This window comes from Ligilactobacillus equi DSM 15833 = JCM 10991, assembly GCF_001435735.1.
Classification (GTDB): Bacteria; Bacillota; Bacilli; order Lactobacillales; family Lactobacillaceae; genus Ligilactobacillus; species Ligilactobacillus equi.
The window spans coordinates 23138-46211 of the sequence record NZ_AZFH01000181.1 but is presented as its reverse complement, the minus strand read 5'-3'; the positions used below and the strand labels follow the sequence as shown (position 1 = coordinate 46211).

The 23074-nt window shown below is 41.8% G+C and carries 21 protein-coding genes; 20 read left to right on the top strand and 1 reads right to left on the bottom strand.

Going from position 1 to position 23074, the window contains the following annotated elements; all coding sequences use genetic code 11:
- Positions 1-15 precede the first annotated feature (15 nt).
- Positions 16-1782 (bottom strand): DUF2207 domain-containing protein, encoded by a 1767-nt coding sequence (locus FC36_RS09550; protein WP_025020620.1) that lies wholly within the window; start codon positions 1780-1782, stop codon positions 16-18.
- 195 nt (positions 1783-1977) lie between these two features.
- Here FC36_RS09550 and pyrH point away from each other — a divergent pair, with 195 nt between their 5' ends.
- The 20 genes from pyrH to FC36_RS12525 all read left to right on the top strand — a co-directional run bounded on the left by pyrH (position 1978) and on the right by FC36_RS12525 (position 23032).
- On the top strand, positions 1978-2700 hold the full coding sequence (pyrH, locus tag FC36_RS09545) for a UMP kinase (protein WP_023859664.1): 723 nt from the start codon (positions 1978-1980) through the stop codon (positions 2698-2700).
- A gap of 1 nt (position 2701) precedes the next feature.
- Positions 2702-3256, top strand: a complete 555-nt coding sequence (gene frr / locus FC36_RS09540) for a ribosome recycling factor (protein WP_023859665.1) — start codon at positions 2702-2704, stop codon at positions 3254-3256.
- Positions 3257-3316: 60 nt separating this feature from the next.
- Positions 3317-4093 carry an undecaprenyl pyrophosphate synthase gene (uppS, locus tag FC36_RS09535; RefSeq protein WP_025020621.1) on the top strand — a complete coding sequence of 259 codons (777 nt, stop codon included), beginning with the start codon at positions 3317-3319 and terminating at the stop codon, positions 4091-4093.
- Positions 4094-4888: a phosphatidate cytidylyltransferase gene (locus tag FC36_RS09530; protein WP_025020622.1), complete on the top strand. Its 795-nt coding sequence runs from the start codon at positions 4094-4096 to the stop codon at positions 4886-4888.
- A gap of 16 nt (positions 4889-4904) precedes the next feature.
- Complete coding sequence (rseP, locus tag FC36_RS09525) at positions 4905-6179, top strand: RIP metalloprotease RseP (RefSeq protein ID WP_025020623.1); 1275 nt, start codon at positions 4905-4907, stop codon at positions 6177-6179.
- Between the two features lie 28 nt (positions 6180-6207).
- Positions 6208-7920, top strand: coding sequence for a proline--tRNA ligase (locus FC36_RS09520; protein ID WP_056986876.1), 1713 nt, complete (start codon positions 6208-6210; stop codon positions 7918-7920).
- Between the two features lie 49 nt (positions 7921-7969).
- Positions 7970-12325 (top strand): PolC-type DNA polymerase III, encoded by a 4356-nt coding sequence (locus FC36_RS09515; RefSeq protein WP_056986874.1) that lies wholly within the window; start codon positions 7970-7972, stop codon positions 12323-12325.
- A gap of 185 nt (positions 12326-12510) precedes the next feature.
- On the top strand, positions 12511-12984 hold the full coding sequence (gene rimP, locus FC36_RS09510; RefSeq protein WP_025020624.1) for a ribosome maturation factor RimP: 474 nt from the start codon (positions 12511-12513) through the stop codon (positions 12982-12984).
- 16 nt (positions 12985-13000) lie between these two features.
- The gene (gene nusA, locus FC36_RS09505) at positions 13001-14155 is read left to right on the top strand and encodes a transcription termination factor NusA (protein ID WP_025020625.1); all 1155 of its coding nucleotides are present in this window, start codon (positions 13001-13003) and stop codon (positions 14153-14155) included.
- A gap of 23 nt (positions 14156-14178) precedes the next feature.
- Positions 14179-14478: an RNase P modulator RnpM gene (gene rnpM / locus FC36_RS09500; RefSeq protein ID WP_023860407.1), complete on the top strand. Its 300-nt coding sequence runs from the start codon at positions 14179-14181 to the stop codon at positions 14476-14478.
- Complete coding sequence (locus FC36_RS09495; RefSeq protein ID WP_025020626.1) at positions 14468-14773, top strand: YlxQ-related RNA-binding protein; 306 nt, start codon at positions 14468-14470, stop codon at positions 14771-14773. Before rnpM ends, FC36_RS09495 begins: the two co-directional genes overlap by 11 nt.
- Positions 14774-14859: 86 nt before the next feature.
- Entirely contained in the window at positions 14860-16857 is a 1998-nt protein-coding gene (gene infB, locus FC36_RS09490; RefSeq protein ID WP_272944165.1) for a translation initiation factor IF-2, read from the top strand.
- Between the two features lie 48 nt (positions 16858-16905).
- Entirely contained in the window at positions 16906-17265 is a 360-nt protein-coding gene (rbfA, locus tag FC36_RS09485) for a 30S ribosome-binding factor RbfA (RefSeq protein ID WP_023860410.1), read from the top strand.
- Between the two features lie 54 nt (positions 17266-17319).
- Positions 17320-17988 (top strand): hypothetical protein, encoded by a 669-nt coding sequence (locus FC36_RS09480; RefSeq protein ID WP_025020627.1) that lies wholly within the window; start codon positions 17320-17322, stop codon positions 17986-17988.
- Positions 17989-17997: 9 nt separating this feature from the next.
- The gene (gene truB, locus FC36_RS09475) at positions 17998-18900 is read left to right on the top strand and encodes a tRNA pseudouridine(55) synthase TruB (protein WP_056986872.1); all 903 of its coding nucleotides are present in this window, start codon (positions 17998-18000) and stop codon (positions 18898-18900) included.
- 16 nt (positions 18901-18916) lie between these two features.
- On the top strand, positions 18917-19870 hold the full coding sequence (gene ribF, locus FC36_RS09470) for a riboflavin biosynthesis protein RibF (RefSeq protein WP_025020628.1): 954 nt from the start codon (positions 18917-18919) through the stop codon (positions 19868-19870).
- 98 nt (positions 19871-19968) lie between these two features.
- Entirely contained in the window at positions 19969-20847 is an 879-nt protein-coding gene (rsgA, locus tag FC36_RS09465) for a ribosome small subunit-dependent GTPase A (protein ID WP_025020629.1), read from the top strand.
- A 15-nt stretch (positions 20848-20862) separates the two neighbouring features.
- Positions 20863-21522 (top strand): ribulose-phosphate 3-epimerase, encoded by a 660-nt coding sequence (gene rpe, locus FC36_RS09460; RefSeq protein WP_023860415.1) that lies wholly within the window; start codon positions 20863-20865, stop codon positions 21520-21522.
- The gene (locus tag FC36_RS09455) at positions 21509-22171 is read left to right on the top strand and encodes a thiamine diphosphokinase (protein WP_025020630.1); all 663 of its coding nucleotides are present in this window, start codon (positions 21509-21511) and stop codon (positions 22169-22171) included. The genes rpe and FC36_RS09455 overlap by 14 nt, the downstream gene beginning before the upstream one ends.
- Positions 22172-22411: 240 nt before the next feature.
- Positions 22412-23032, top strand: a complete 621-nt coding sequence (locus tag FC36_RS12525) for a C40 family peptidase (RefSeq protein ID WP_025020631.1) — start codon at positions 22412-22414, stop codon at positions 23030-23032.
- Positions 23033-23074 lie beyond the last annotated feature (42 nt).

Genomic DNA, 23074 nt, shown 5'->3' with positions numbered 1-23074 from the left:
AAGATAGTTATGTGTCTAGTAGCGAGTTTCTTGGCGCTTTTTATTGGCATTGTAGGCATCGACAGCTTTGGAGAAGCTAGCGGTAAAACGATCCCCAAACCCAACGGGAGCTGTGAAGAAAGCTTGGTAGGAAGCGCCTAAATGGTTAGCCAATTCTTCTTCAGAAAAGTTGGCTTTGAAAGCTTTGATGGTCCGTTTGTTGTAACCAAAGGCGATAGAATATGGTAGTACTTCAGCCCAGTAATCGATATCACCATGCTTTTTCATGTCAATTTTGTCTAAATCACGTAAGGTGTGACGGAAAGCGCGTAAGTGCGTGATAGCTTCAACCCCGCGTGGTGTGTATGGTGAATGGTGGCGGTAGTAGTAGGCAAAGACGCCAGCTTGTACAAGAAGGGCTAAAATAGCGAGACTCGTAAGTAAGAAGGTTTGACTATTGCCTAAGAAAATAGCCGCAACCAAAAAGGTAACGGAAACCAAAGCCAAGATTGAATTCCAAGCTAAAGTCCGGGCACTCTTAGAATTGACATATTTGTGAGCTTTAGCAGCAGTAAGTACACCGGCTTGCCATTCTTCAAAGACATAAGACATTTGTTTTTCGCCTCGTCTGGAAGCCCCGTATTTACGTAGTTGCTCTAAGGTAACTTTTTGACCATCACCCACAACGTTAAAGAGTAAATCTGTTACGACGTCTGTATTGGTCAAACTTTCATCTAAGAGGGTTAATTGGTAGTCATCTTTTTTGCGATCGACTGGTTGAATCGCAATTTTTTTCTTGATGGCTAATTCTAAAAGGTAAGCCCCTAAAGCGTTATTATCGGGTACGTTGTCCGAGTAAACGGCTTGGGCGATGAAAGGTGGCAAGGCGGGCAAGTCATATGAGTGTGGGGGATTGGCTTCGGGCCACGGTTGACGACTTTCGGGGTGGCGCCATAAGAAGATGAGCCAAGCAAAAGCGAAGACTAAACCAATTAAAAGGGTAATTAAAGGCTGGAAGAAGTTAGCTTGGGCTTTTTGATGTGCTTTAGCTTGTGCCTGGTCTTTCCAACTTTGAACGGTATTTTTTGCCTGATTTTGATAGTTTTGTTTGGAAACTAAAGTGTTATTGACAGTTGCACTGGTTGGGAAGGTGGTTAGAAATTCTAAACTCGTTTTCGCTGGTAATTGCTTAGCGGCAATGGTTACTCGGCCTTTAGGTTGGTTAACTGTAACCTTGGTTTTAGCGTCTGAGTTAGCCCAGGCTTGTAATGGTGAAATTTTACCATCAGCAAACTTTAAGCGAATGTGAACATTATTTAAAGGTGTGTTCCATTGGTCGCCAATAACCTGCCAATTTAAAGCAGCGGTATCTGTGTAGTTAGTAATGCCTTGGGAGAGGTGGTAAGTATAGTAAAAAGTGGCAGTGGCATCAGAAATTTGATGATAGACCTTAATGCGTAAACCATTTTCATTGTTAATGACACTGTAGGTGTCGTTACTGCCATCATCTCTTTGACTTAGTTGATAGGATTTACCATCTTGTTGGACCACCACACTTGGAATGGTGGTGGTTGCCCCGTCCATGATTGGTTGGTTGAGGTAAACCGCATTGGTTTGTCCGTTTTTGAAAGTATAAGTAACGGCTTGGCTGATATCAGCAGAACCGTCCTTTTGAATATTAGCCGTTACATCATAATTTGTAATGGTATAATTACCGCTAGCGGCGATGGTTGTTACACGAAAGAGTAAACCACTAGCGAGGATTAGACTAAAAAAGCATAACTTTTGAAAAAATTTAGTCATATTAATTCCTCCTTATTTTTTTCAAGTCTATTATCTCAAATTTAAAGCAAAAAAGATATAGTTAGCCGATTTCTTGAGGCAAAATTAACCATATTCAAGGTTAGAGTTTTATGGTAAAATATGTTCAAATGGACTTTGCGTTATTTTTAAAATTAATCATAAAATAAGCTAAAAAGATAAAATTAGGAGGATAATATGGCTGACGTAAAATACAAACGCGTTGTGATGAAATTGAGTGGAGAAGCTTTAGCAGGTGCTCAAGGTCATGGGATTAATCCGCCGGAAATTCGGAAAGTGGCTGAAGAAATCAAAGAAGTTCACGATTTAGGCGTTGAAATTGCGATTGTCGTTGGTGGTGGTAACATGTGGCGTGGTGAAGCTGGGGCTCAAATGGGAATGGAACGTGCCCAAGCAGACTACATCGGGATGTTAGGTACGGTCATGAATGCCTTGGCTTTACAAGATAATTTGGAAAAAGTTGGGGTACCAACGCGTGTGCAAACTGCGATTGAAATGCGTCAAATTGCTGAACCATATATCAGAAGAAAAGCTGTTCGTCACTTGGAAAAAGGGCGGATTGTGATTTTTGCAGCGGGGACAGGTTCGCCTTACTTCTCAACTGATACGACGGCTGCTTTACGTGCGTCAGAAATTAATGCTGATGTTATCTTGATGGCGAAAAATGGGGTTGACGGGGTCTACTCTGCTGATCCTAAGCATGATGCTGAAGCGCAAAAATTTGAAAAATTAACACACATGGAAATTATCAACAAGGGCCTGAAAGTGATGGATACTACCGCTTCTTCACTTTCCATGGATAACGATATTCCTTTAGTTGTCTTTAACATGAATGAACGAGGCAACATCAAGAAGGTTGTTGAAGGTCAAAATGTTGGTACAACAGTAGAAGGGAAATAATATGGACGCTATTTTAGAAAAAAATCAAGCAAAAATGGTTAAAGCTGAAGAAGCTTTACAACGTGAGTTAGGTAACATTCGGGCCGGCCGGGCCAATGCCAGTTTGTTAAATCGGGTCATGGTTGATTACTATGGCGCCCCTACACCTTTGAACCAAATGGCACAAATTTCAGTGCCTGAAGCTCGGGTTTTATTGATTACGCCTTACGATAAATCATCTTTGAAAGACGTCGAACATGCTTTATTGGCTTCTGACTTGGGTTTAACCCCAGCTAATGATGGTTCTGCCATCCGTTTGGTAATTCCACAATTAACAGAAGAACGCCGGAAGGAATTAGCAAAGGAAGTTAAGGCAACTTCTGAAAAGGCGAAGGTTGCGGTGCGTAACATTCGTCGGGATATGATGGATGCTTTGAAGAAGGCCCAAAAGAACGGTGACTTAACTGAAGATGACTTGCGTGACTTGGAAGACCAAGCTCAAAAGTTAACTGATGCTTCCGTGAAAAACATCGATGCCATTACAGCTGATAAAGAAAAAGAAATTCTCCAAGGCTAATAACAAAACGGGGCAAAGTAACTTGCCCCGTTTTCTTACTTATACAAAGGGGTGAAAAAATTGTTTACCAAAATTTTTAAAAACGGTACTGTTCCAGAAACTCAGCTTGATATGCAAAATATTCCTGCCCACATCGCTATTATCATGGATGGTAATGGTCGCTGGGCCAAAAAACGACACATGCCACGCGTGGCAGGACATAAACAGGGGATGGAAACGGTCAAAACCATTACCAAGGCTGCTAGTGATTTAGGGGTTAAAGTTTTAACCCTCTATGCTTTTTCAACGGAAAACTGGAAACGGCCCGAAGGAGAAGTTAAGTACCTGATGGATTTGCCGGAAAAATTTTTCAACAAGTTTGTTCCGGAATTGATTGAAAATAACGTCCGTGTGAAGGTCATGGGTTATACTGAACAGCTCCCCGCATCGACCCAAAAAGCGGTCTTGGATGCCATTGAACAAACCAAGCATTGTACGGGGATGGTCTTGAATTTTGCTCTAAATTACGGGGGGCGGGCCGAAATCGTTACGGCGGTGACGAATTTGGTTCAAATGGCTAATGAGGGCCAACTAGCAGCACAAGAAGTTAGCGAGGAACTTTTGTCTCAACATATGATGACGGCTGACTTAGCCCCCTATACTGATCCAGATTTATTAATTCGGACCAGTGGGGAAGAAAGAATTTCAAACTTCTTGTTATGGCAATTAGCTTACAGTGAAATGGTCTTTATGGACATACTGTGGCCGGATTTTGATCAAGTCGCCTTACAAGAAGCTATTAAAAGTTACCAAGCCCGTAACCGGCGCTTTGGTGGTTTGAAAGAAGAGGAAGAGTAAATGAAACAAAGAGTAATTACGATTATTATTGCAGCGTTAATTTTTATTCCATTATTATTGCTCGGTGGTGCTTGGTTTAACGCTTTGGTAATTTTGATGGGTTTAGTGGCTATGTCTGAAGTTTTACGGATGAAAAAACGCTTGCTAATCTCACCGGAAGCGATTATTTCCTTTCTAGCGGTTTTAGTCATGTTATTACCAAGTTCGGTCCTAGATTTTTTGCCAGACACATTTTCAACCAGTGGAGTCTTTTACTTTTTAATCTTGTGTCTCTTGGTGTATACTGTATTTTCAAAGAACCGTTTTTCTTTTGATGATGCTGGTGCTTTGACTTTAGGAGTGCTTTACCTAGGAAAAGGTTTTTCCTACATGATGGATGCTCGTTCAGAAAGTTTAGCCATGGTTTTATACGCCTTATTTATCGTCTGGATTACTGATAGTGGGGCTTACTTGATTGGCCGGCAAATCGGGAAAAACAAATTAGCACCTAATGTTAGTCCTAACAAGACCTGGGAGGGTTCCATTGGAGGAACGGTGAGTGCCGTGGTCTTATTGGCTATCTACCTTCATTTGTTCCCGGCTGTACAGCAAGGTTACAGCTTTGTTTCCATGTTAGGTTTAACTCTTATTTTCTCAATTGGGGGACAATTAGGGGATTTAGTTGAATCAGCCTTGAAACGTTATTATGGAGTCAAGGACTCGGGTAATATCTTACCGGGACACGGGGGAATTTTTGATCGGTTCGACTCTTCTTTGATTGTCTTACCATTAATGCACTTTGCAGGTTTGTTCTAAGAGAAAGGATGAGTTGATGGTTATTACCATTATTGCCTTTATAGTTGTTTTCGGAATTTTGGTTTTTGTCCATGAATTAGGCCATTATGTGATGGCCAAGCGGGCAGGAATTATGGTCCGAGAATTTGCAATTGGGATGGGTCCCAAAATTTTTTCCTATCGGAAAAACGAAACAACCTACACCATTCGGATTTTGCCCTTAGGGGGGTATGTCCGTATGGCTGGTAACCAAGATGATGAAGAAGAACTTCAAAAGGGAATGCCTTTAACTTTGCAGTTAAATTCTGAGGGACAAGTGACCCAGATTAATACCAGTCAAAAAGTTACCCTTTTGAACGGAATTCCTTTGGAATTGACCGACTGGGATTTAACCGATGGTTTGTGGCTGGAAGGTTATGAAAATGGTCAAGAAGATGAGTTAAAGCGTTACGTCGTGGATCATGATGCTTTAATTGTTGAAAAAGACGGCACACCTTTACAGATTGCGCCACGAGATGTCCAATTTCAAGAAGCAACTTTACCCCGGCGGATGCTAACGAATTTTGCAGGGCCGTTTAATAACTTTTTATTAGCGATTGTTGCATTTGCAGTCGTTGCCTTCCTTCAAGGGGGAGTAGTGACGACCACCACTACTTTAGCCACGGTGCAAAAGGACTCACCAGCCTATGTAGCAGGGTTAAAGAAGGGTGACCGAATTGTTCAAATCAACCAAACCAAGATTAAAAATTGGCGTCAGTTAACACAAAAAATATCCCAAAGTGCTAATCAGGAATTAACAGTGACGGTTAAGCGTCAGGGACACTTACAAAAGTTTCAGGTAACACCGAAGACCAAAGAGGTCTCGGGCCAAAAATCCGTGATTATTGGAATTCAATCCAAACAAAAGTTGAATTCTTCTGTGAGTGCTATGATTGCTTACGGTTTTACTGCAACGTGGGCAACTATTACAGCTGTATTTAGCGCTTTAGGGGCTATGTTTACGCAAGGGTTTAGCTTAAATGACCTTGGTGGGCCGGTAGCTATGTATTCTTTTACCTCGCAAGCCGCTCATTATGGTTTAACCAGTGTAGTTTCACTTTTGGCGCTTTTATCGGTTAACTTGGGAATTATGAATTTACTACCGATTCCAGCTTTAGATGGTGGTAAACTAGTCTTGAATATTGTCGAGGCCATTCGACGTAAACCATTAGAAGAAAAGGCGGAATTAACGATTACCTTGGTTGGGGTCGCTTTCCTCTTGATTTTAATGGTTCTAGTAACTTTAAATGATTTACACCGCTTCTTCTTTTAATTGAGCGGTTTAAAAAAGGAGAATTATTGTGAAACAATCAAAAATGTTAATTCCAACCTTAAAGGAAGTGCCTTCCGATGCGGAAGCAATTAGCCACCAATTAATGTTGCGTGCAGGCTACATCAAACAGGTTTCTGCCGGGATGTACGCTTACTTGCCTTTGGCTAACAAAGTTTTATTAAAGATTGAAAATATTATTCGTGAAGAAATGGAAAAGATTGATGCGGTCGAAATGTTGGCGCCCGCAGTCTTGCCAGCGGAATTGTGGCAAGAATCTGGCCGTTATGAATCATACGGTCCTAACTTATTTAAGTTAAAAGATCGCCATGATCGTGACTTTATCTTAGGACCAACTCATGAAGAAACAATGACCACAATCGTTCGTGATGCGGTTAAGTCTTACAAGAAATTACCTTTAACCCTTTACCAAATTCAAATGAAGTACCGTGATGAAAATCGTCCTCGTTTCGGTTTATTACGGGGGCGGGAATTCTTAATGAAAGATGCTTACTCCTTCCACGCGGATGATGAATCCTTAGACCAATCCTACCGAGATATGGACCAAGCCTACCAAAATATTTTTGATCGAGTTGGTTTAAACTATCGTTCTATTATCGGGGATGCCGGTGCTATGGGGGGGAGCGATTCCAAGGAATTCATGGCTATTGCTCCTATCGGGGAAGACACAGTAGTTTACTCAGACGAAAGTGATTATGCTGCTAACTTGGAAATGGCTAAGAATTTGCGCCAAGGTAAGACAACTCACGAATCACTCCAAAATTTAGAAAAAGTAGCGACTCCTGATGTGAAGACAATTGATGAAGTTGTGACATTTTTGAAGTTAGACGTCAAGAAAGCTATTAAGACCTTGGTCTTTATGGCTGACGATCAACCAGTTGTGGTTTTGATGGTCGGTAATGACCAAGTTAACGAAGTGAAATTAACTAACGCTTTAGATGCTAGTGATTTACGCCCAGCTACTGAAGAAGAAGTAGTCAAACTTTTAGGTGCCAACTTTGGTTCTCTAGGTCCTATTGGCTTAGCGGAAGATATTAAAGTTTTAGCGGATTTAGATGTTGAAGGTTTGGAAAATGCGGTTGTGGGCGCTAATGAAGATGGTTTCCACTTTAAGAATGCTAATTTAAATCGTGATTATCGTGTTGATGAATTCTTAGACCTGCGGACTGTTGAAGAAGGGGAACTCTCTCCTGATGGTGAAGGTCATTTGCGATTTACTCGTGGGATTGAAATTGGTCACATCTTTAAGTTAGGGACCCGTTATACAGATAGTTTGGATGGTAAGGTTTTAGATGAAAATGGTCGCCAAAAGTCAATTATTATGGGGTGTTATGGGATTGGGGTTTCCCGTCTCTTATCCGCAATTGTGGAACAGCACTGTGATGAAAACGGGATGATTTGGCCTAAGAATATTGCGCCATTTGACATTCACGTGGTGCCAATCAATGCTAAAAAGCAAGAACAAGTTGAATTAGCAGAAGCCTTGACTCAAAACTTAGAGGCTGCTGGTTACAGTGTCTTGGTAGACGATCGTCAAGAACGCCCTGGGGTTAAATTTGCTGACTCTGACTTGATTGGGTTACCTGTTCGTGTGACAGTTGGTAAGAAAGCTAGTGAAGGAATCGTTGAAATCAAACTTCGTAAAACTGGTGAAACCATTGAAGTTATGCAAGATGAAGTTTTGAACTCCATTCAAATTTTATTACAAAACCAAGAAGATTAAATTTAAACCCCAACTCGCTTGGGGTTTTTCTTAAGGAAAGGGGAAAATTATGGCCATTGATAAGCATGAATTGTTTCAGCATCTCATGGAACAAATAGATTGGCAGCCGGAAAGTGAACTAACGGATTATTTTGCGCAAATCCAGATCCAAGAAGTAATTGTACACACCAAATCGAAGCGGTGGACATTTCTCTTAGATGTTCCTGATATCATGCCTTACCAGACCTTTGTAACCTTTAGCCATCAATTAAGAGCGGCGTTTGGACAAATTGCTAAAACCGAAATTGCTTTTACTAGTCGTCAACCGGTAATAACTAATCAAAATTTAGGTGACTATTGGCAATGGGTAGTTAAAACTAGTGGGGTTTCATCGCCAATGTTGATTTCTTTAGCAGAAAATCAAGTTCCTTATTTAGAAGGCGACCGGGTCATGTTGCTGGCGGATAATGAAATTGTGCAAAATTTTCTCAAAAAAACGGCTTTAGGTCCGATTGAAGCCTCTTATCAACGGATGGGTTTCCCAAAGTTTAATATTCAAACCATCGTTGATAATTCCAAGACGCAAGAAAAGATTACGGAATATAAGAAGAAAAGGGCTGAAAACGATGCTCAATTAGCTCAAAAAGCTTTGGAAGCAATCAAACAAAAAGAAGCAACCCGGGCCAAACAGGCTGATAGTGTGTCGGTGCCAGATGGGCCTTTGGTTTTGGGAAAGCCAATTAATGAGAATGCCGAAATTCGTCAAATGAATACCATTACCGAAGAAGAAAAAAATGTCTTCTTGGAAGGGTATGTTTTTGATGTGGAAGTGCGGACCTTTAAGACTGGGCGGAAGCTTTTAACCATGAAGGTAACGGACTATACGTCATCTTTTGTAGTGAAGAAGTTTTCTAACAATGATGAAGAAGCCGCTATCTTTGAAACTGTGAAAAAAGGTATCTGGGTTAAAGTTCGGGGGCCTGTTAAAGAGGATGAATTTTTACGTGATTTGGCAGTAACGGCCTACGATATTAATGAAGTTGGTCACCCTAGTCGTAAGGACCTGGCACCAGAAGGTGAAAAACGGGCCGAATTACACCTCCACACGACTATGTCAACTATGGACGCGACTAATTCGATTTCCGAATATGTTGCTCAAGCTGCCAAGTGGGGCCATAAAGCTATTGCTGTAACTGACCATGGTAATCTGCAGGCTTTCCCTGAAGCGCATAGTGCTGGTAAGAAAAATGGTGTTAAAATTTTGTATGGTTTGGAAGCCAGCGTAGTCGAAGACGGGACGCCGATTGCCTACAATGAAGACCACGTGTCCTTAAAGGATGCGACTTATGTGGTTTTCGATACAGAAACCACGAGTTTATCAGCGGCTTACGGGAAATTAATTGAAGTGGCGGCCGTCAAGATGAAAGATGGCGAAGTAATTGCGGAATTCGAAGAATTTATTGATCCGGGATTTCCATTATCACCTCAGACAACAGAATTGACCCACATTACCAACGAAATGGTACGCGGTTCCAAGAGTGAAGAAGAAGTTTTACGGCTCTTTAAAGAATTTTGCCAGGGCACGATTATGGTTGCTCATAATGCGGTCTTTGATATTGATTATATCAATACCGCCTACAGCAGTTACGGAATCGAAAGAATTACTGAGCCTTTGATTGATACCTTGACTTTAGCTTGGGCTCTCTATCCTGATATGAAACGTTATGGTTTGGCTAACTTAACTAAGAAGTTCAAATTAGTCAATGAAAGTCACCACCGGGCCATCTATGACGCGGAAGTTACTGGTCAAATTTACTACCGGATGCTAAAAGATGCTCGGGAAAACTTACACGTGGAGTTTCATGACGAATTGAATGCCCATAGTAAGCGGGACGATTCTTATCAAAAAGAACATCCTTTTAATGCCACAATTATTGCTAAGACTCAAGCCGGTTTAAAGAATCTTTTTAAGTTGGCTTCCCTAGCCATGACTAAGTATTTCTATCAAGTGCCTAGAATTCCGCGTTCAGTTCTAGAAGAATATCGCGAAGGGCTAGTTATAGGGACTGGTGATGGTGAAGGTCGGGCTGTGGGAGAAGTCTTTGATGCCATGGCTCGTCAAGGTTATGAACACGCCCGCCGTGTAGCAGAATTTTATGATTATTTGGAGGTTCACCCCAGTGCGCTTTATGCCGATTACTGGAATGCAGGTACGATTAACAGTGACCAACAAATGCAAGAAATTATTGGTAATATTGTCAAGCTTGGTAAAGAAATGGGTAAACCGGTAGTTGCTGCTGGCGATGTCCATTATTTGAATCCTGAAGATGCAATTTACCGGGAGATTTTGGTATCTTCCCAAGGTGGAGCTAATATTTTAAATCGTCTCCCGCAATTGCCAGATGCGCACTTTAGAACGACGGATGAAATGATGACCGAATTTGGCTATTTGGGTGAGGAGTTAGCACATGAAATCGTCATAGATAATCCCCAAATTGTTGTTGATTGGTGTGAAGAAATTTCACCAGTGAAAGATAAATTATACACACCGAAGATGGAAGGGGCCGAAGATGACATTCGCAATTTAACAATGAATAAAGCGGAAGAATGGTATGGTAATCCATTACCAGACCTAGTGCAAGCTCGGATTGATAAGGAATTAAAATCGGTTATTGGAAATGGTTTCTCAGTAATTTACCTGATTTCACAAAAATTGGTGCATAAATCCAACAAAGATGGCTACTTGGTTGGTTCTCGGGGATCGGTGGGTTCCAGTTTAGTAGCAACCTTGACAGGAATTACTGAGGTTAATCCTTTGCCACCGCATTATCGTTGTCCAAATTGTAAGTATTCTTTCTTTTATGAAAAAGGTGAGTATGGTTCGGGGTATGACTTGCCAGATAAGAACTGTCCCGAATGTCAAACCCCTTTAGTTAAAGATGGTCAAGATATTCCTTTCGAAACTTTCTTAGGTTTCAAGGGGAATAAGGTTCCCGATATTGATTTGAACTTTTCAGGGGACTACCAACCGATTGCTCACAATTATACTAAGGTCTTGTTTGGGGAAAACAATGTGTATCGGGCAGGTACGATTGGTACGGTAGCTGAAAAGACGGCTTATGGCTATGTTAAGGCTTATGAACGTGATCATGATTTACACATTCGAGCGGCGGAAGTGGACCGTTTGGCGATGGGCGCTACTGGGGTTAAGCGAACTACCGGGCAGCACCCCGCAGGTATCTTAGTTGTGCCAGACTACATGGATATTTATGACTTTACTCCAATTCAATATCCTGCTGACGATGTAACTGCTACTTGGCGAACGACGCACTTTGATTTCCACTCTATCCACGACAATATTTTAAAACTGGATATTTTAGGACACGATGATCCCACCATGATTCGGATGCTACAAGATTTATCTGGAATTGAGCCTAAAACCATTCCGACAGATGATCCAGGGGTGATGGCACTCTTTTCTGGTACGGAAATTTTGGGAGTTACACCGGAACAAATTCAGTCTAAGACTGGGACCTTAGGGGTACCAGAATTTGGGACGCGTTTTGTGCGTGGAATGTTAGAAGAAACCAAACCGAAAACTTTTGCGGAATTACTAAAGATTTCCGGACTTTCGCATGGAACCGACGTTTGGTTAGGTAATGCCGAAGAATTAATTCAAAATGGAACGGTTACTATGCCAGAAGTTATTGGTTGTCGGGATGACATTATGATGGATTTAATTCACATGGGGGTTGAATCCGATATCGCCTTCAAGATTATGGAAAGTGTGCGGAAAGGGAAGGGAATTCCTGATGATTGGCAAGCTCAAATGCGGGAAGCTAACGTGCCGGAATGGTACATTGGAGCTTGTCTTAAAATCAAGTACATGTTCCCGAAAGCTCACGCTGCGGCTTATGTTTTGATGGCCTTACGAATTGCCTATTTCAAAGTCTATTTCCCTTTGGTTTACTATTCTGCTTATTTCTCTGTACGGGCCGACGACTTTGATGTTGAAGCCATGGCACATGGAAAAGAAGCCGTTAAGGCACGGATGAAGGAAATTAATGACCAGGGTAATGATGCGACTGCCAAAGATAAAAATCTTTTAACGGTTCTAGAACTGGCTAACGAAATGTTGGAACGGGGCTTTGAATTTGAAATGGTGAATTTAGAGCGTTCCGATGCCACTGACTGGTTAATTGAAGATAATAAGTTATTGGCGCCATTTACAGCCATTCCCGGTTTAGGATTGAATGTGGCTAAACAAATTGTGGCGGCTCGCGAAGAACAAGCCTTCTTATCCAAAGAAGATCTTTCTAACCGTGGAAAAGTTTCGAACACGTTGATTGAATTTATGTCGCGCAATCATGTCTTAGATAACTTACCAGATGAAAATCAATTGAGTTTGTTTGATGATATTTTTTAGTTCTGGTTTTCTTAGTAGTTTTCCACTTTTATGAAAAGTTAACTTGATTTTCTTTTTACGGATTAAAAACGTTGAAAAATAACAGTAGTGGTGTTATACTATGTAATGTTAATACTCGGTGAGAGTGAGCAGTGATGCTCACTCTTTTTGTTGGAAAGCCGAGTGAAAATAAAGGAGGTAGACATGTGAGCAGTGTTGTTGAAACTGTGACCCAAATGGTGGCGCCACTTTTAGAAAAACATCAGTTTGAATTAGTGGATTTAGAGTTTGTGAAAGAAGGTAAAAGCTGGTATTTACGGGTTTTTATTGATAAACCACAAGGAATTACCATTGATGAATGTGCTTTAATCAGTGATGAACTAAGTGAAATTTTGGATGCTTGTGATCCAGATCCAATTCCACAAGCTTACTATTTGGAAGTCTCCTCTCCTGGAGCAGAACGGCCCCTAAAAAAAGAAAGTGACTACCAAAGAGCTGTGGGCAAGTACATTAATGTTTCTTTATACCAACAGCTTAACGGAGCCAAGATTTATGAAGGTGACTTAGTGGCTTTAAAAGAGGATAGCTTAACTTTGGAATATATGGATAAAACGAGAAGAAAAGCTATTGAAATCCCTCGTAAGCAAATCGCCAAAGCCCGCTTAGCAATTAAATTTTAAATTAAGGAGAATAAACATGAGTAAGGAATTATTAAACGCGCTTGATAACTTACAAGCTGAAAAAGGCGTTGACAAAGAAATTATTATTGAAGCTTTAGAACAAGCTTTGATTAAGGCCTACAACCGTAACTACGGTCAAGCGCAAAATGTTGAAGTTGAATTCGATCGTGTACGTGGTGATATTCACGTTTACGCCGTTAAAGAAGTAGTGCGGACAGTTTTTGATTCCCAACTAGAAATCGCCTTAGATGATGCCCTAGAACTTAATAGGGCTTACGAAGTTGGAGACACTATTAAATTAGAAGTTACGCCACGTGACTTCGGTCGGATTGCTGCGCAAACAGCTAAGCAAGTTATTATGCAACGAGTGCGGGAAGAAGAAAGAAACAATATTTACAATGAATACAGTCAATATGCTGAAGAAATTGTGATGGGGGAAGTAGAACGACAAGACCGTAACTTCATCTATGTAAACTTAGGAAAAGTTGAAGCTGTTTTGTCACGTCAAGACCAAATTGCTGGGGAAGAATATAAGCCTCACGATCGCATTAAGGTTTACATTTATGAAGTTAAGAATGAAACTAAGGGTCCGCAAGTTTATGTAAGTCGTTCACACCCTGATTTGCTTAAGCGTTTATTTGAACAAGAAATTCCTGAAATCTATGATGGTACGGTGGAAATTATGTCCATCGCACGCGAAGCTGGTGACCGGGCAAAGGTTGCGGTGCGGTCTAACAACGATAGTATCGACCCTGTCGGAACTTGTGTCGGTCCTCGGGGGGAACGTGTACAAAGTATCGTTAATGAACTTAAAGGCGAAAACATGGATATCGTGCAGTGGGATGAAGACAATGCCAACTTCATTACCAACGCTTTGAACCCGGCCGAAGTTTTAAATGTGATTTTTGATTCTGAAAATGAACGGGCATGTACAGTAGTTGTGCCTGACAACCAATTATCATTAGCGATTGGGAAGCGTGGGCAAAATGTTCGTTTAGCGGCACGTTTAACAGGTTTCAAGATTGATATCAAATCTGAATCTGACATGGAAGCTTTACAAAATCAAGCCGAATCACTTGAAAATCTTAGTGAAAACAGTGAAAATGTAGATGTAGTTACTGAAGAGGTAGCACTTGCAGATGATGCAGATATGCCTATTGTTGAAGAATAAGCTTTTTAAGGGAGGTTGTTAAGATGGCACAACGTAAGGTTCCAATGCGTAAAGATATCGTAACGGGTGAAATGCAACCTAAAAAAGAGCTCGTGCGGATTGTGAAGAACAAGGAAAATGAGGTTTCAATCGATCCAACTGGTAAGAAGGCTGGTCGGGGGGCTTACATTCATCTTGATGTAGCAACAGCCGAAAAAGCGCGGTCTGAAAAGACTTTCGATAAGGCGTTTGGATTAAAATTGAGTGATGATTTCTATGAAGAGTTAGTGGCTTATGTTGATCACCAAGTCGCACGACGGGAATTATTCGGAAATGGAAAATAAACAAAAAGTTTTAAATTTATTAGGGCTTGCTCGTCGAGCGGGTAAGATTACGACTGGTTCAGAACTAGTCCTCAACGAAGTAAGAAACAATAAGGCTCACTTAGTCTTTGTTGCTAACGATAGTGGCAAAGATATTCAAAAAAGGATGGCTGATAAGTGTACAAGCTTTCACGTTGTTTTGGACAAAGAAAGCTTCACCCAAACAGAACTTAGCATAGCAATTGGACAAAAGCGGACGGTATTAGCCGTATGCGACATTGGCTTTGCCAAAAAGATGCGCAGTCTTTTGGACTAAGTTGCTCAGAGGCATAAAAGCTTTTATGTTAAGGAGAGGTCGTCTTTTGCCTGGTGAGTTAAAATATGAAAGGCGCAGGTAGTAAGATGGAAAAAAGAAATAATAATCAAGGACGTTCAAGTAATAACGGCGGGAATCGTAACAGTAGCAATAACCGCAACAACAATAACAAGCGTAATAACGGTGGTAACCGCAATAATAACAACAATAACCGCTTTGGCGGCAACAACAAGGGTGGCAAGGGACGCTTCAATAAGAAGAATAACCGTAATAACAAGCGTAACCAAAATACTAAGCCACTTCCACAACGTAAGAACAAGCCGTTGCCAGAAGTCCTAGTTTACACGGTGGGGATGAACGTGGCAGATATTGCCAAGAAAATTCACCGTGAACCAGCTGAAATCATTAAGAAACTCTTCATGATGGGGGTAATGGTGAACCAAAACCAATCGCTTGATAAGGACACAATTGAACTATTGGCCGCTGATTATGGGATTGGAGCCGAAGAAAAAGTTGAAGTTGACGTCGCTGATATTGACAAATTCTTTGAAGAAGAAGCTCAAAGTGAAGACAACTTACAACCACGGCCACCAGTTGTGACAATTATGGGTCACGTTGACCATGGTAAGACGACGCTTTTGGATAAGTTGCGTAACTCTCACATCACCGATGGTGAAGCCGGGGGGATTACTCAACACATTGGGGCTTACCAAGTTCGACACAATGACAAGACCATTACTTTCTTGGATACACCAGGTCACGCGGCCTTTACGGAAATGCGGGCGCGCGGGGCAAACATCACCGATATTACGATTTTAGTAGTTGCTGCTGATGATGGGGTGATGCCTCAAACCATTGAAGCTATTAACCACGCCAAGTCAGCGGGGGTACCAATTATCGTGGCGGTTAACAAGATTGATAAGCCAGGGGCTAACCCTAACCATGTGATGGAACAATTATCGGAATACGAGTTGATTCCAGAAGCTTGGGGTGGGGACACCATCTTCGTTGAAATTTCTGCTAAGTTTGGTAAGAATATCGATGAATTATTGGACATGATTTTATTACAAGCTGAAATTCTAGAATTGACGGCCAACCCAGACCAAAGAGCGGCCGGGACAGTTATTGAAGCGCGTCTGGATAAGGGTAAAGGTTCTGTCGCAACGGTCTTAGTCCAATATGGTACGATGAAGGTTGGGGACCCAATTGTTGTGGGTAACACCTTTGGTCGGGTGCGGACTATGAGCGATGCACGTGGCAATGAGATCGAAGTTGCTGGTCCGGCAACACCAGTCGAAATTACTGGTTTAAATGACGTACCGGTTTCTGGGGACCGTTTCTTAGTCATGGAAGATGAAAAGACCGCGCGGGCAGCCGGTGAAGAACGGGCTAAGCGTGCCTTGATGAAGGAAAGAAGTCAAACTAGTCATGTGACATTGGATAACTTATTTGATACCTTGAAACAAGGTGAAATGAAAGAAGTCGCCGTGATTATCAAGGCCGATGTGCAAGGTTCTGTTGAAGCCATTGCTCAATCCTTCAAGAAGATTGAAGTTGAAGGCGTTCGCGTCAACATCATTCACCAAGCTGTAGGGGCCATCAACGAAAGTGATGTGACTTTGGCAGAAGCTTCGAACGCCATTATCGTTGGTTTTAACGTACGTCCTACTCCACAAGCTAAATCACAAGCCGAAGCGGATCAAGTGGATATTCGTTTACACAACGTAATTTACAAGGCGATTGATGAAATTGAAACGGCTATGAAGGGTATGCTAGAACCAGTTTACGAAGAAAAAGTTACTGGTCAAGTTGAAATTCGTGAAACTTATAAGGTATCTAAGCTTGGAACTATCGGTGGAGGTTACGTCACTGATGGTTACATTCAACGAGATTCTGGTGTCCGTATTATTCGTGACGGAATCGTAATTTATGAAGGTAACTTAGCTTCCCTCAAGCGATTCAAAGATGATGTAAAGCAAGTTAAGTCTGGCTACGAATGTGGTTTAATGATTGAAAAATACAACGACATTAAAGTCGGTGACCAAATCGAAGCTTATGTCATGGAAGAAGTTCCTGTTGACTAGGCTGAAATATAAATTAAATTAAAATAAAATAGAAAGCGGGGTGGAAGCATGGCTCAAAATTATCGTGCTGACCGTTTATCACAAGAAATTCAACGCGAAGTAAATGATATTTTACTCAAACGGGTCCGTGACCCACGAGTGGCCGGAGTAACGATTACCGGGGTAGATGTAACTGGCGACTTACAACAAGCCAAGGTTTACTACAGTATCTTATCTGACTTAGCGTCTGATCATCAAAAGACTCAAGCTGGTTTGGACAAGGCCAAGGGCTTGATTCGAGGCGAACTTGGCAAGCGTTTAAGTATTTACGTAACACCGGAATTAACTTTTGCCCAAGATGAATCTGTACGTTATGGGGATCGCATTGATGAGTTATTAAGCAAATTACATCAAGAAGACCGTTTTTAAAACTTGAAGGGGCATTTTAAAGGAATGCTCCTTTTTTATTTAATTGGAGGATTTATGACTGAAAACTTTTTTGCAAATGACCGCTTGAAATATACTTTTGATGGGCAATACGCTCATGGTTGTTTTTTTAATAGCCAGGCCCAAGACTTTGAAAAACCATTGGTACAATTACATGCCACTGAAAAAACTTTGGAACAGTTCAACCATGCCCGTAAAGTCTTGAATGAAAGAGCCTTGACTTTAGTGGATGAATTAGATGAACCTCGCTATATGACAAGTACGGCCCAACTAACCAAACTCCTACACAATACTATTATCAATGATTTGCAAGTGGTTCAGGAAGCGGCCGAATTCATTTGTGATATGGGTAATCAAGATCCTCAACATACGTTACGTTTAGTGGAATATCATTCTGAAAAAACCGGGACTTACCTGGTCTTAGTGGCCGGAGCGCCAATGCTAGAAGCGGTTTTAAATGATTTGAATTTCACGAGTGAGGTCTTTGAACCTGGTGAAAATGGTCAATACTATGCAAATAACGCGGCCTTTTTAGAGGCGATGGCTGCTTTAGCTCAAAGCTACTTTGGTTTAGATGTGGCGGGTCAATTAGTAGCCCAAACTGAAGTCTTTGCCGTGGGTGGTCCGTTCATCAACCATGTGAATGCCTTAGGGAGTGAAGATGACGATTTGAATCGAATTTGCTTCATTGCACGTGTAAAGTAGGTGATGACCATGGATGGAATTTTACCACTTTACAAGGACCGGGGGATGACCAGTCATGATGCGGTTTTCAAATGCCGTAAAATTTTTAAAACCCGTAAGGTCGGTCACTCTGGGACTCTAGACCCTAATGTAGATGGGGTTTTACCCATTTGTATTGGGAAGGCGACCAAGGTCGTTAACTACCTCATGGAATCTGGCAAGATTTATCATGGCGAAATTACCTTAGGTTTTGCAACGGAAACCGAAGATTTAGATGGGGCTGTCGTAGCCAGCCAACCTTTGAGTCAAGCATTGAGTGACCAAGAAATTCAAGCTGCCATGGAAACTTTAGTCGGAGATATTATTCAAATTCCGCCCATGTATTCTGCGGTCAAAGTTAATGGGCGTCGTCTTTATGACTATGCACGCAATGGTGAAAGTGTGGACCGGCCCAAGCGCCAAATTCATGTAGATTACTTTAAGATGCAAGGCAAGAGTACTTTTGACCCAGAGACCGGTTATCAAAAGTTCCGCTTTGAAGTGGGATGTGGTAAGGGAACCTATGTACGAACCTTGGCAGTTGATTTAGGGCAAAAGCTCGGTTTACCAGCTGTCATGTCAGACTTGACCCGCCTCAAGAGTGGAGGCTTTGTGATAGGTCAAGCGGTGAGCTTAGCCCAATTAGCGGAAATGGATGAAGCGCAATTAGAGGCAACCCTGTTTGCGCCAGAACACGCCTTTCATGACGTGCCTCAAGTTAACTTAACTGACTCGCAATGGCAAATTGTTAAAAATGGGGGCTTTTTACCAGGTAATCTGGGCCTCGCTAGCGCTCAGGCCTTGCTGTTTTATGAGCAAAAGTTGCGCGCCGTGTACAAATATGATAAGGTTAGAAACTGTTTTAAACCGGAACAAATGATTGATTTAACGTAAGGAAGTGGAAAAGCGCGTGCAGGTATATGAATTAAGTGGCCCGCCAGGACCAAACGAAATAATAGCAGATCAGCTAGTCTTAGCTTTAGGATTTTTTGATGGGGTTCATCGTGGTCATCAGCGTGTCATCGCCAAGGCTAAGGAAGTCGCGCACAAAATAGGCGCTCAGGTGGGGGTTTTGACTTTTGACCGCTTACCACGCAGTGCTTTTGAAGATTTAGGGCCGATTCATTACTTGACCAATCGCCGCCAAAAGATTCAACGCTTTGAAAACTTGGGTTTGGATGTTGTTTATATCGCAGAGTTCAATGAGGCCATGCAGACCTTAACTCCGCAAGCCTTTGTGGATCAATACTTGGTGGGCTTAAAGGTTGTCGCTGTAGTGGCTGGCGAAGATTACACTTACGGTCCTAAACAGCTGGCAAATATGACCAACTTACCACAATTTGCTCACGGACGTTTTGCGATTTACCAGGTGGCGCATCTCGACGAAAATGCCAGTCGTAAGATTAGTTCGACCACGATTCGTCAAGACTTGGACCAAGGTAAGGTGGAAGATGCTAACCGACTTTTGGGCTACATTTATCGCACTTATGGTCCCGTAGTGCACGGCTTTGCTCGGGGCCGAACGCTTGGTTACCCGACACTTAATGTCCAAACTTCCATGGACCAACGTTTGCCTCAAGAAGGCGTCTATGCCGTGAAGGTTAAGATTGATGGCAAGCTCTACAATGGTATGGCTTCGGTTGGGCATAATGATACTTTCGGAGATGATTTGGCTTTGACGGTGGAAGTCAATGTCTTTGATTTTGCCCAAGATGTTTATGGACAAGAAGTAACGATTTACTGGTATAGCCAAACACGCGGGATGATTAAGTTTAACGGAATTGATGAACTCCAAAACCAACTTGATACGGATCGCCAAGAAATCAAGGCCTACTTTGCGCGCCTTGATGAAAAAATGAGTTAAATTAATAAAAACTGCTAGATTAAACTTTTTCAGTCTGGCAGTTTTTTTATGTTATAATGTAAGGGATTAAATTTAAAAAAAGGTAGGTTATGGTTAACTTGGTAAAAGGACAAATTCGCCAGTCATTAAGTGGCTACTATGATGTGATGGGAGAAGATGGGGTTGAGTACCGGACACGGGCCCGCGGGAATTTCCGCAAAAAAGGACAAACCCCGCTAGTCGGTGATCTGGTGGAACTTAAAGCAGAAAAGGTCGATCAGGGCTATTTGTTAAAGATTTACCCTCGAAAAAATCAGCTGGTGCGACCACCAGTGGCCAATATCGATACGGCCGTGGTGGTAACCGCGGTTAAGGAACCTGATTTTGCGGCTAATCTTTTAGATCGGCAGTTATTGATGCTAGAAAATCATGGTATTCGTCCTGTTATATACTTCTCCAAGTGTGATTTATTATCAGAGGATGAAGCTAGCGAATTTACAGAATTAGCAACTTATTATGACCGATATTATCACACTTACATGTCCAATCAAGACCAGGTGGTAGCTAGCTTAATGGCTAACCTCAAGGATGAGGTGGTGGTTTTTATGGGCCAAACGGGAGCCGGGAAATCAACGCTCTTAAATGCGATTGAACCAGACTTACAATTAGAAACCGGCGAAATCTCCAAGGCCCTGAGCCGGGGACGCCACACCACACGCAAAGTAACTTTGATTCCTATTCGCGAAAGTTTACTAGCCGATACACCAGGATTTTCATCCTTTGAACTGTTGGATGTAACGGTGACGGATTTACCCACTCTCTACCCAGAGTTCCGGCAGTATCAGGTGAACTGCAAGTACCGGGGGTGTTTGCATCTCAAAGAGCCTAAGTGTGCGGTTAAAGAGGCAGTTGCCGCAGGGGAAATCTTGCAAAGTCGCTATGATAACTATTGCCAATTAAATGAGTTACTTGCTAACCAAAAACCTAAATATCGTTAAGAAAAAGGTGATTTTATGAAATTAGCGCCCTCAATTTTAAGTGCCGATTTTGCGGCTTTAGCAGATGATATTAAAAAGGTTGCCAGTGCCGAATATATTCACATTGATATTATGGACGGTCATTTTGTGAATAATTTGACCTTTGGGGTTAATGTCGTTAAGGCTTTGCGTCCCCACTCGGACCAAATTTTTGATTGCCATTTGATGGTGGATAATCCTGAAAGCATGCTGGTTGACTTGCAAAAAGCTGGAGCGGATTTGGTAGGAGTTCACTATGAGGCCTGTCCGCACTTACATCGAACCTTAACCATGATTAAACAACTGGGGATGAAGGCTGAAGTCGTGATTAATCCAGCAACCCCTGTTAGTGTAATTGAGCCGGTTTTAGGGTTGGTAGATCAGGTCTTGATTATGACCGTAGATCCTGGTTTTGGGGGTCAAGCCTTCTTAGAAGAAACCTTAGCGAAGATTAATCAGTTAGCGATTTATAAGCAAGCTCATGGCTTAGATTTTGAAATTGAAGTAGATGGTGGGATTAATGACCAAACTATTAAATTAGCTAAAAAGGCTGGGGCAACCGTGGCAGTAGCGGGGTCTTATGTCTTTGGTGCTGAAAATCCGGGAGCGCGTTTACAAGCGTTGCGTGAAGGAGCGGCTCAAGTTGAAGCAGATTAATATTTTAGTCGGAGGTCCTAAAGAAAATCTCCCGCAAGATTTTATTACTCGTATCCAGGCCAATCCTAAGGCTATTTGGCTCGGGGCAGATTACGGGGCGGTGCGCTTAGCGCAACTTGGTTGTCAAATGGCGGCGGCCTTAGGAGACTTTGATTCCTCGACAGCTGAAGAAGTGGCCTTGGTCAGTCGGTTTAGCCAGACAAAGTTGCAACGTTTTAAGCCCGAAAAAGATTATACTGATACGGAATTAATTTTAAAACGGGCTTATGAACTTTATCCAGATTTGGATGAGGTGGTGATTTATGGTGCCACTGGCGGGCGTTTAGATCATCTCCTAGCTAATATTTTTATGGCAACACGACCGGGATTAGCGGACTTGATGCCTAAGGTTAGGTTAATTGATTGTCAAAATACGGTAACTTTCTATCAACCTGGGAGTTATACGATTACCAAGGAAGCTGACAAAAAGTATCTGGGTTTCTTTCTCTTAACACCGGTTAAGGCTTTGACTCTAGGGAAGGTTAAGTATCCCTTGCAAGTTGTAGATTTTGCTTATCCAGTGAGTCTGGCTAGTAATGAATTTTTAGATCAAACAGCCCATTTTGCTTTTGAAAGTGGGATGATCGCCGTGATTCAAAGTAAAGATTAAAAAATAAAGTTAAAAGGTAGCCACACACAAGTAAAGTGAGCTACCTTTTTTAATTTATTTTAAGTTTTCCTTGCGTTTTTTAAGTATTATCAACAAAGGTTAACATCATGATAAGTTTATCAAATGTATAATATTTTTGTTATGAATAGGTAATAAAGATGCAGTTTTCTTGCAATAGAACTTAGTTAAAATAAAAGGGCATTTAGAAAAATGCAAAAAAGTAACTAGGAGAGAAAAATTGTGAAGCAAATAGCCAAGAAAATTTTTGTAACTTCAACCAGTGCAGCGGCTTTATTCATTGGCGCCCAAGCTACGGCCAGTGCAAACTTAGCCCAAGCGCCTAGTCAAACATCAAGTTCAAATGTGAACTATCAAAATCCAAGTGGTAGCCAAGTAACAGCGCAAACTGCCACAGTAACAGAACAAGTGTCAAACCAAGTAACGCCGACGGTTGCAACTACGAATACTACGGTTCCTCAAGTTGCGGCCGTATCTTCTGCACCAGCAACTAGCATGGATACAGCGAGTCTTTTAGCCTATGCTCAAAATTTTATCGGAACTCCTTATCAGTGGGGCGGTAGTACGCCGGCAGGTTTTGACTGTTCCGGTTTCACTCAATATGTCTTTAGCCACTTTGGTAAAAACATCGGGCGAACAACTTATCAACAACAATACGCTGGAACCCGAATCTCAGTGGACCAGGCTCAACCAGGTGATCTTTTATTTTGGGGAGATTCACCTTATCATGTAGCGATTTACTTAGGAAATGGTCAATATATTTCTGCTCCAACTTATGGTCAAACAGTTTCTATTCAAAGTATGGCTTACTACTACCCAAGTTTCGCCGTGCGTGTCAACTAGCTACTAAAAGCGTCAAGCAAATATGCCTGGCGCTTTTTTTAG

Coding starts and splice junctions, on each gene's coding strand:
- FC36_RS09550 (WP_025020620.1), bottom strand. CDS start 1,782: ATGACTAAATTTTTTCAAAAGTTATGCTTTTTTAGTCTAATCCTCGCT.
- pyrH (WP_023859664.1), top strand. CDS start 1,978: ATGGCTGACGTAAAATACAAACGCGTTGTGATGAAATTGAGTGGAGAA.
- frr (WP_023859665.1), top strand. CDS start 2,702: ATGGACGCTATTTTAGAAAAAAATCAAGCAAAAATGGTTAAAGCTGAA.
- FC36_RS09530 (WP_025020622.1), top strand. CDS start 4,094: ATGAAACAAAGAGTAATTACGATTATTATTGCAGCGTTAATTTTTATT.
- rseP (WP_025020623.1), top strand. CDS start 4,905: ATGGTTATTACCATTATTGCCTTTATAGTTGTTTTCGGAATTTTGGTT.
- FC36_RS09515 (WP_056986874.1), top strand. CDS start 7,970: ATGGCCATTGATAAGCATGAATTGTTTCAGCATCTCATGGAACAAATA.
- nusA (WP_025020625.1), top strand. CDS start 13,001: ATGAGTAAGGAATTATTAAACGCGCTTGATAACTTACAAGCTGAAAAA.
- rnpM (WP_023860407.1), top strand. CDS start 14,179: ATGGCACAACGTAAGGTTCCAATGCGTAAAGATATCGTAACGGGTGAA.
- FC36_RS09495 (WP_025020626.1), top strand. CDS start 14,468: ATGGAAAATAAACAAAAAGTTTTAAATTTATTAGGGCTTGCTCGTCGA.
- infB (WP_272944165.1), top strand. CDS start 14,860: ATGGAAAAAAGAAATAATAATCAAGGACGTTCAAGTAATAACGGCGGG.
- rbfA (WP_023860410.1), top strand. CDS start 16,906: ATGGCTCAAAATTATCGTGCTGACCGTTTATCACAAGAAATTCAACGC.
- FC36_RS09480 (WP_025020627.1), top strand. CDS start 17,320: ATGACTGAAAACTTTTTTGCAAATGACCGCTTGAAATATACTTTTGAT.
- truB (WP_056986872.1), top strand. CDS start 17,998: ATGGATGGAATTTTACCACTTTACAAGGACCGGGGGATGACCAGTCAT.
- rpe (WP_023860415.1), top strand. CDS start 20,863: ATGAAATTAGCGCCCTCAATTTTAAGTGCCGATTTTGCGGCTTTAGCA.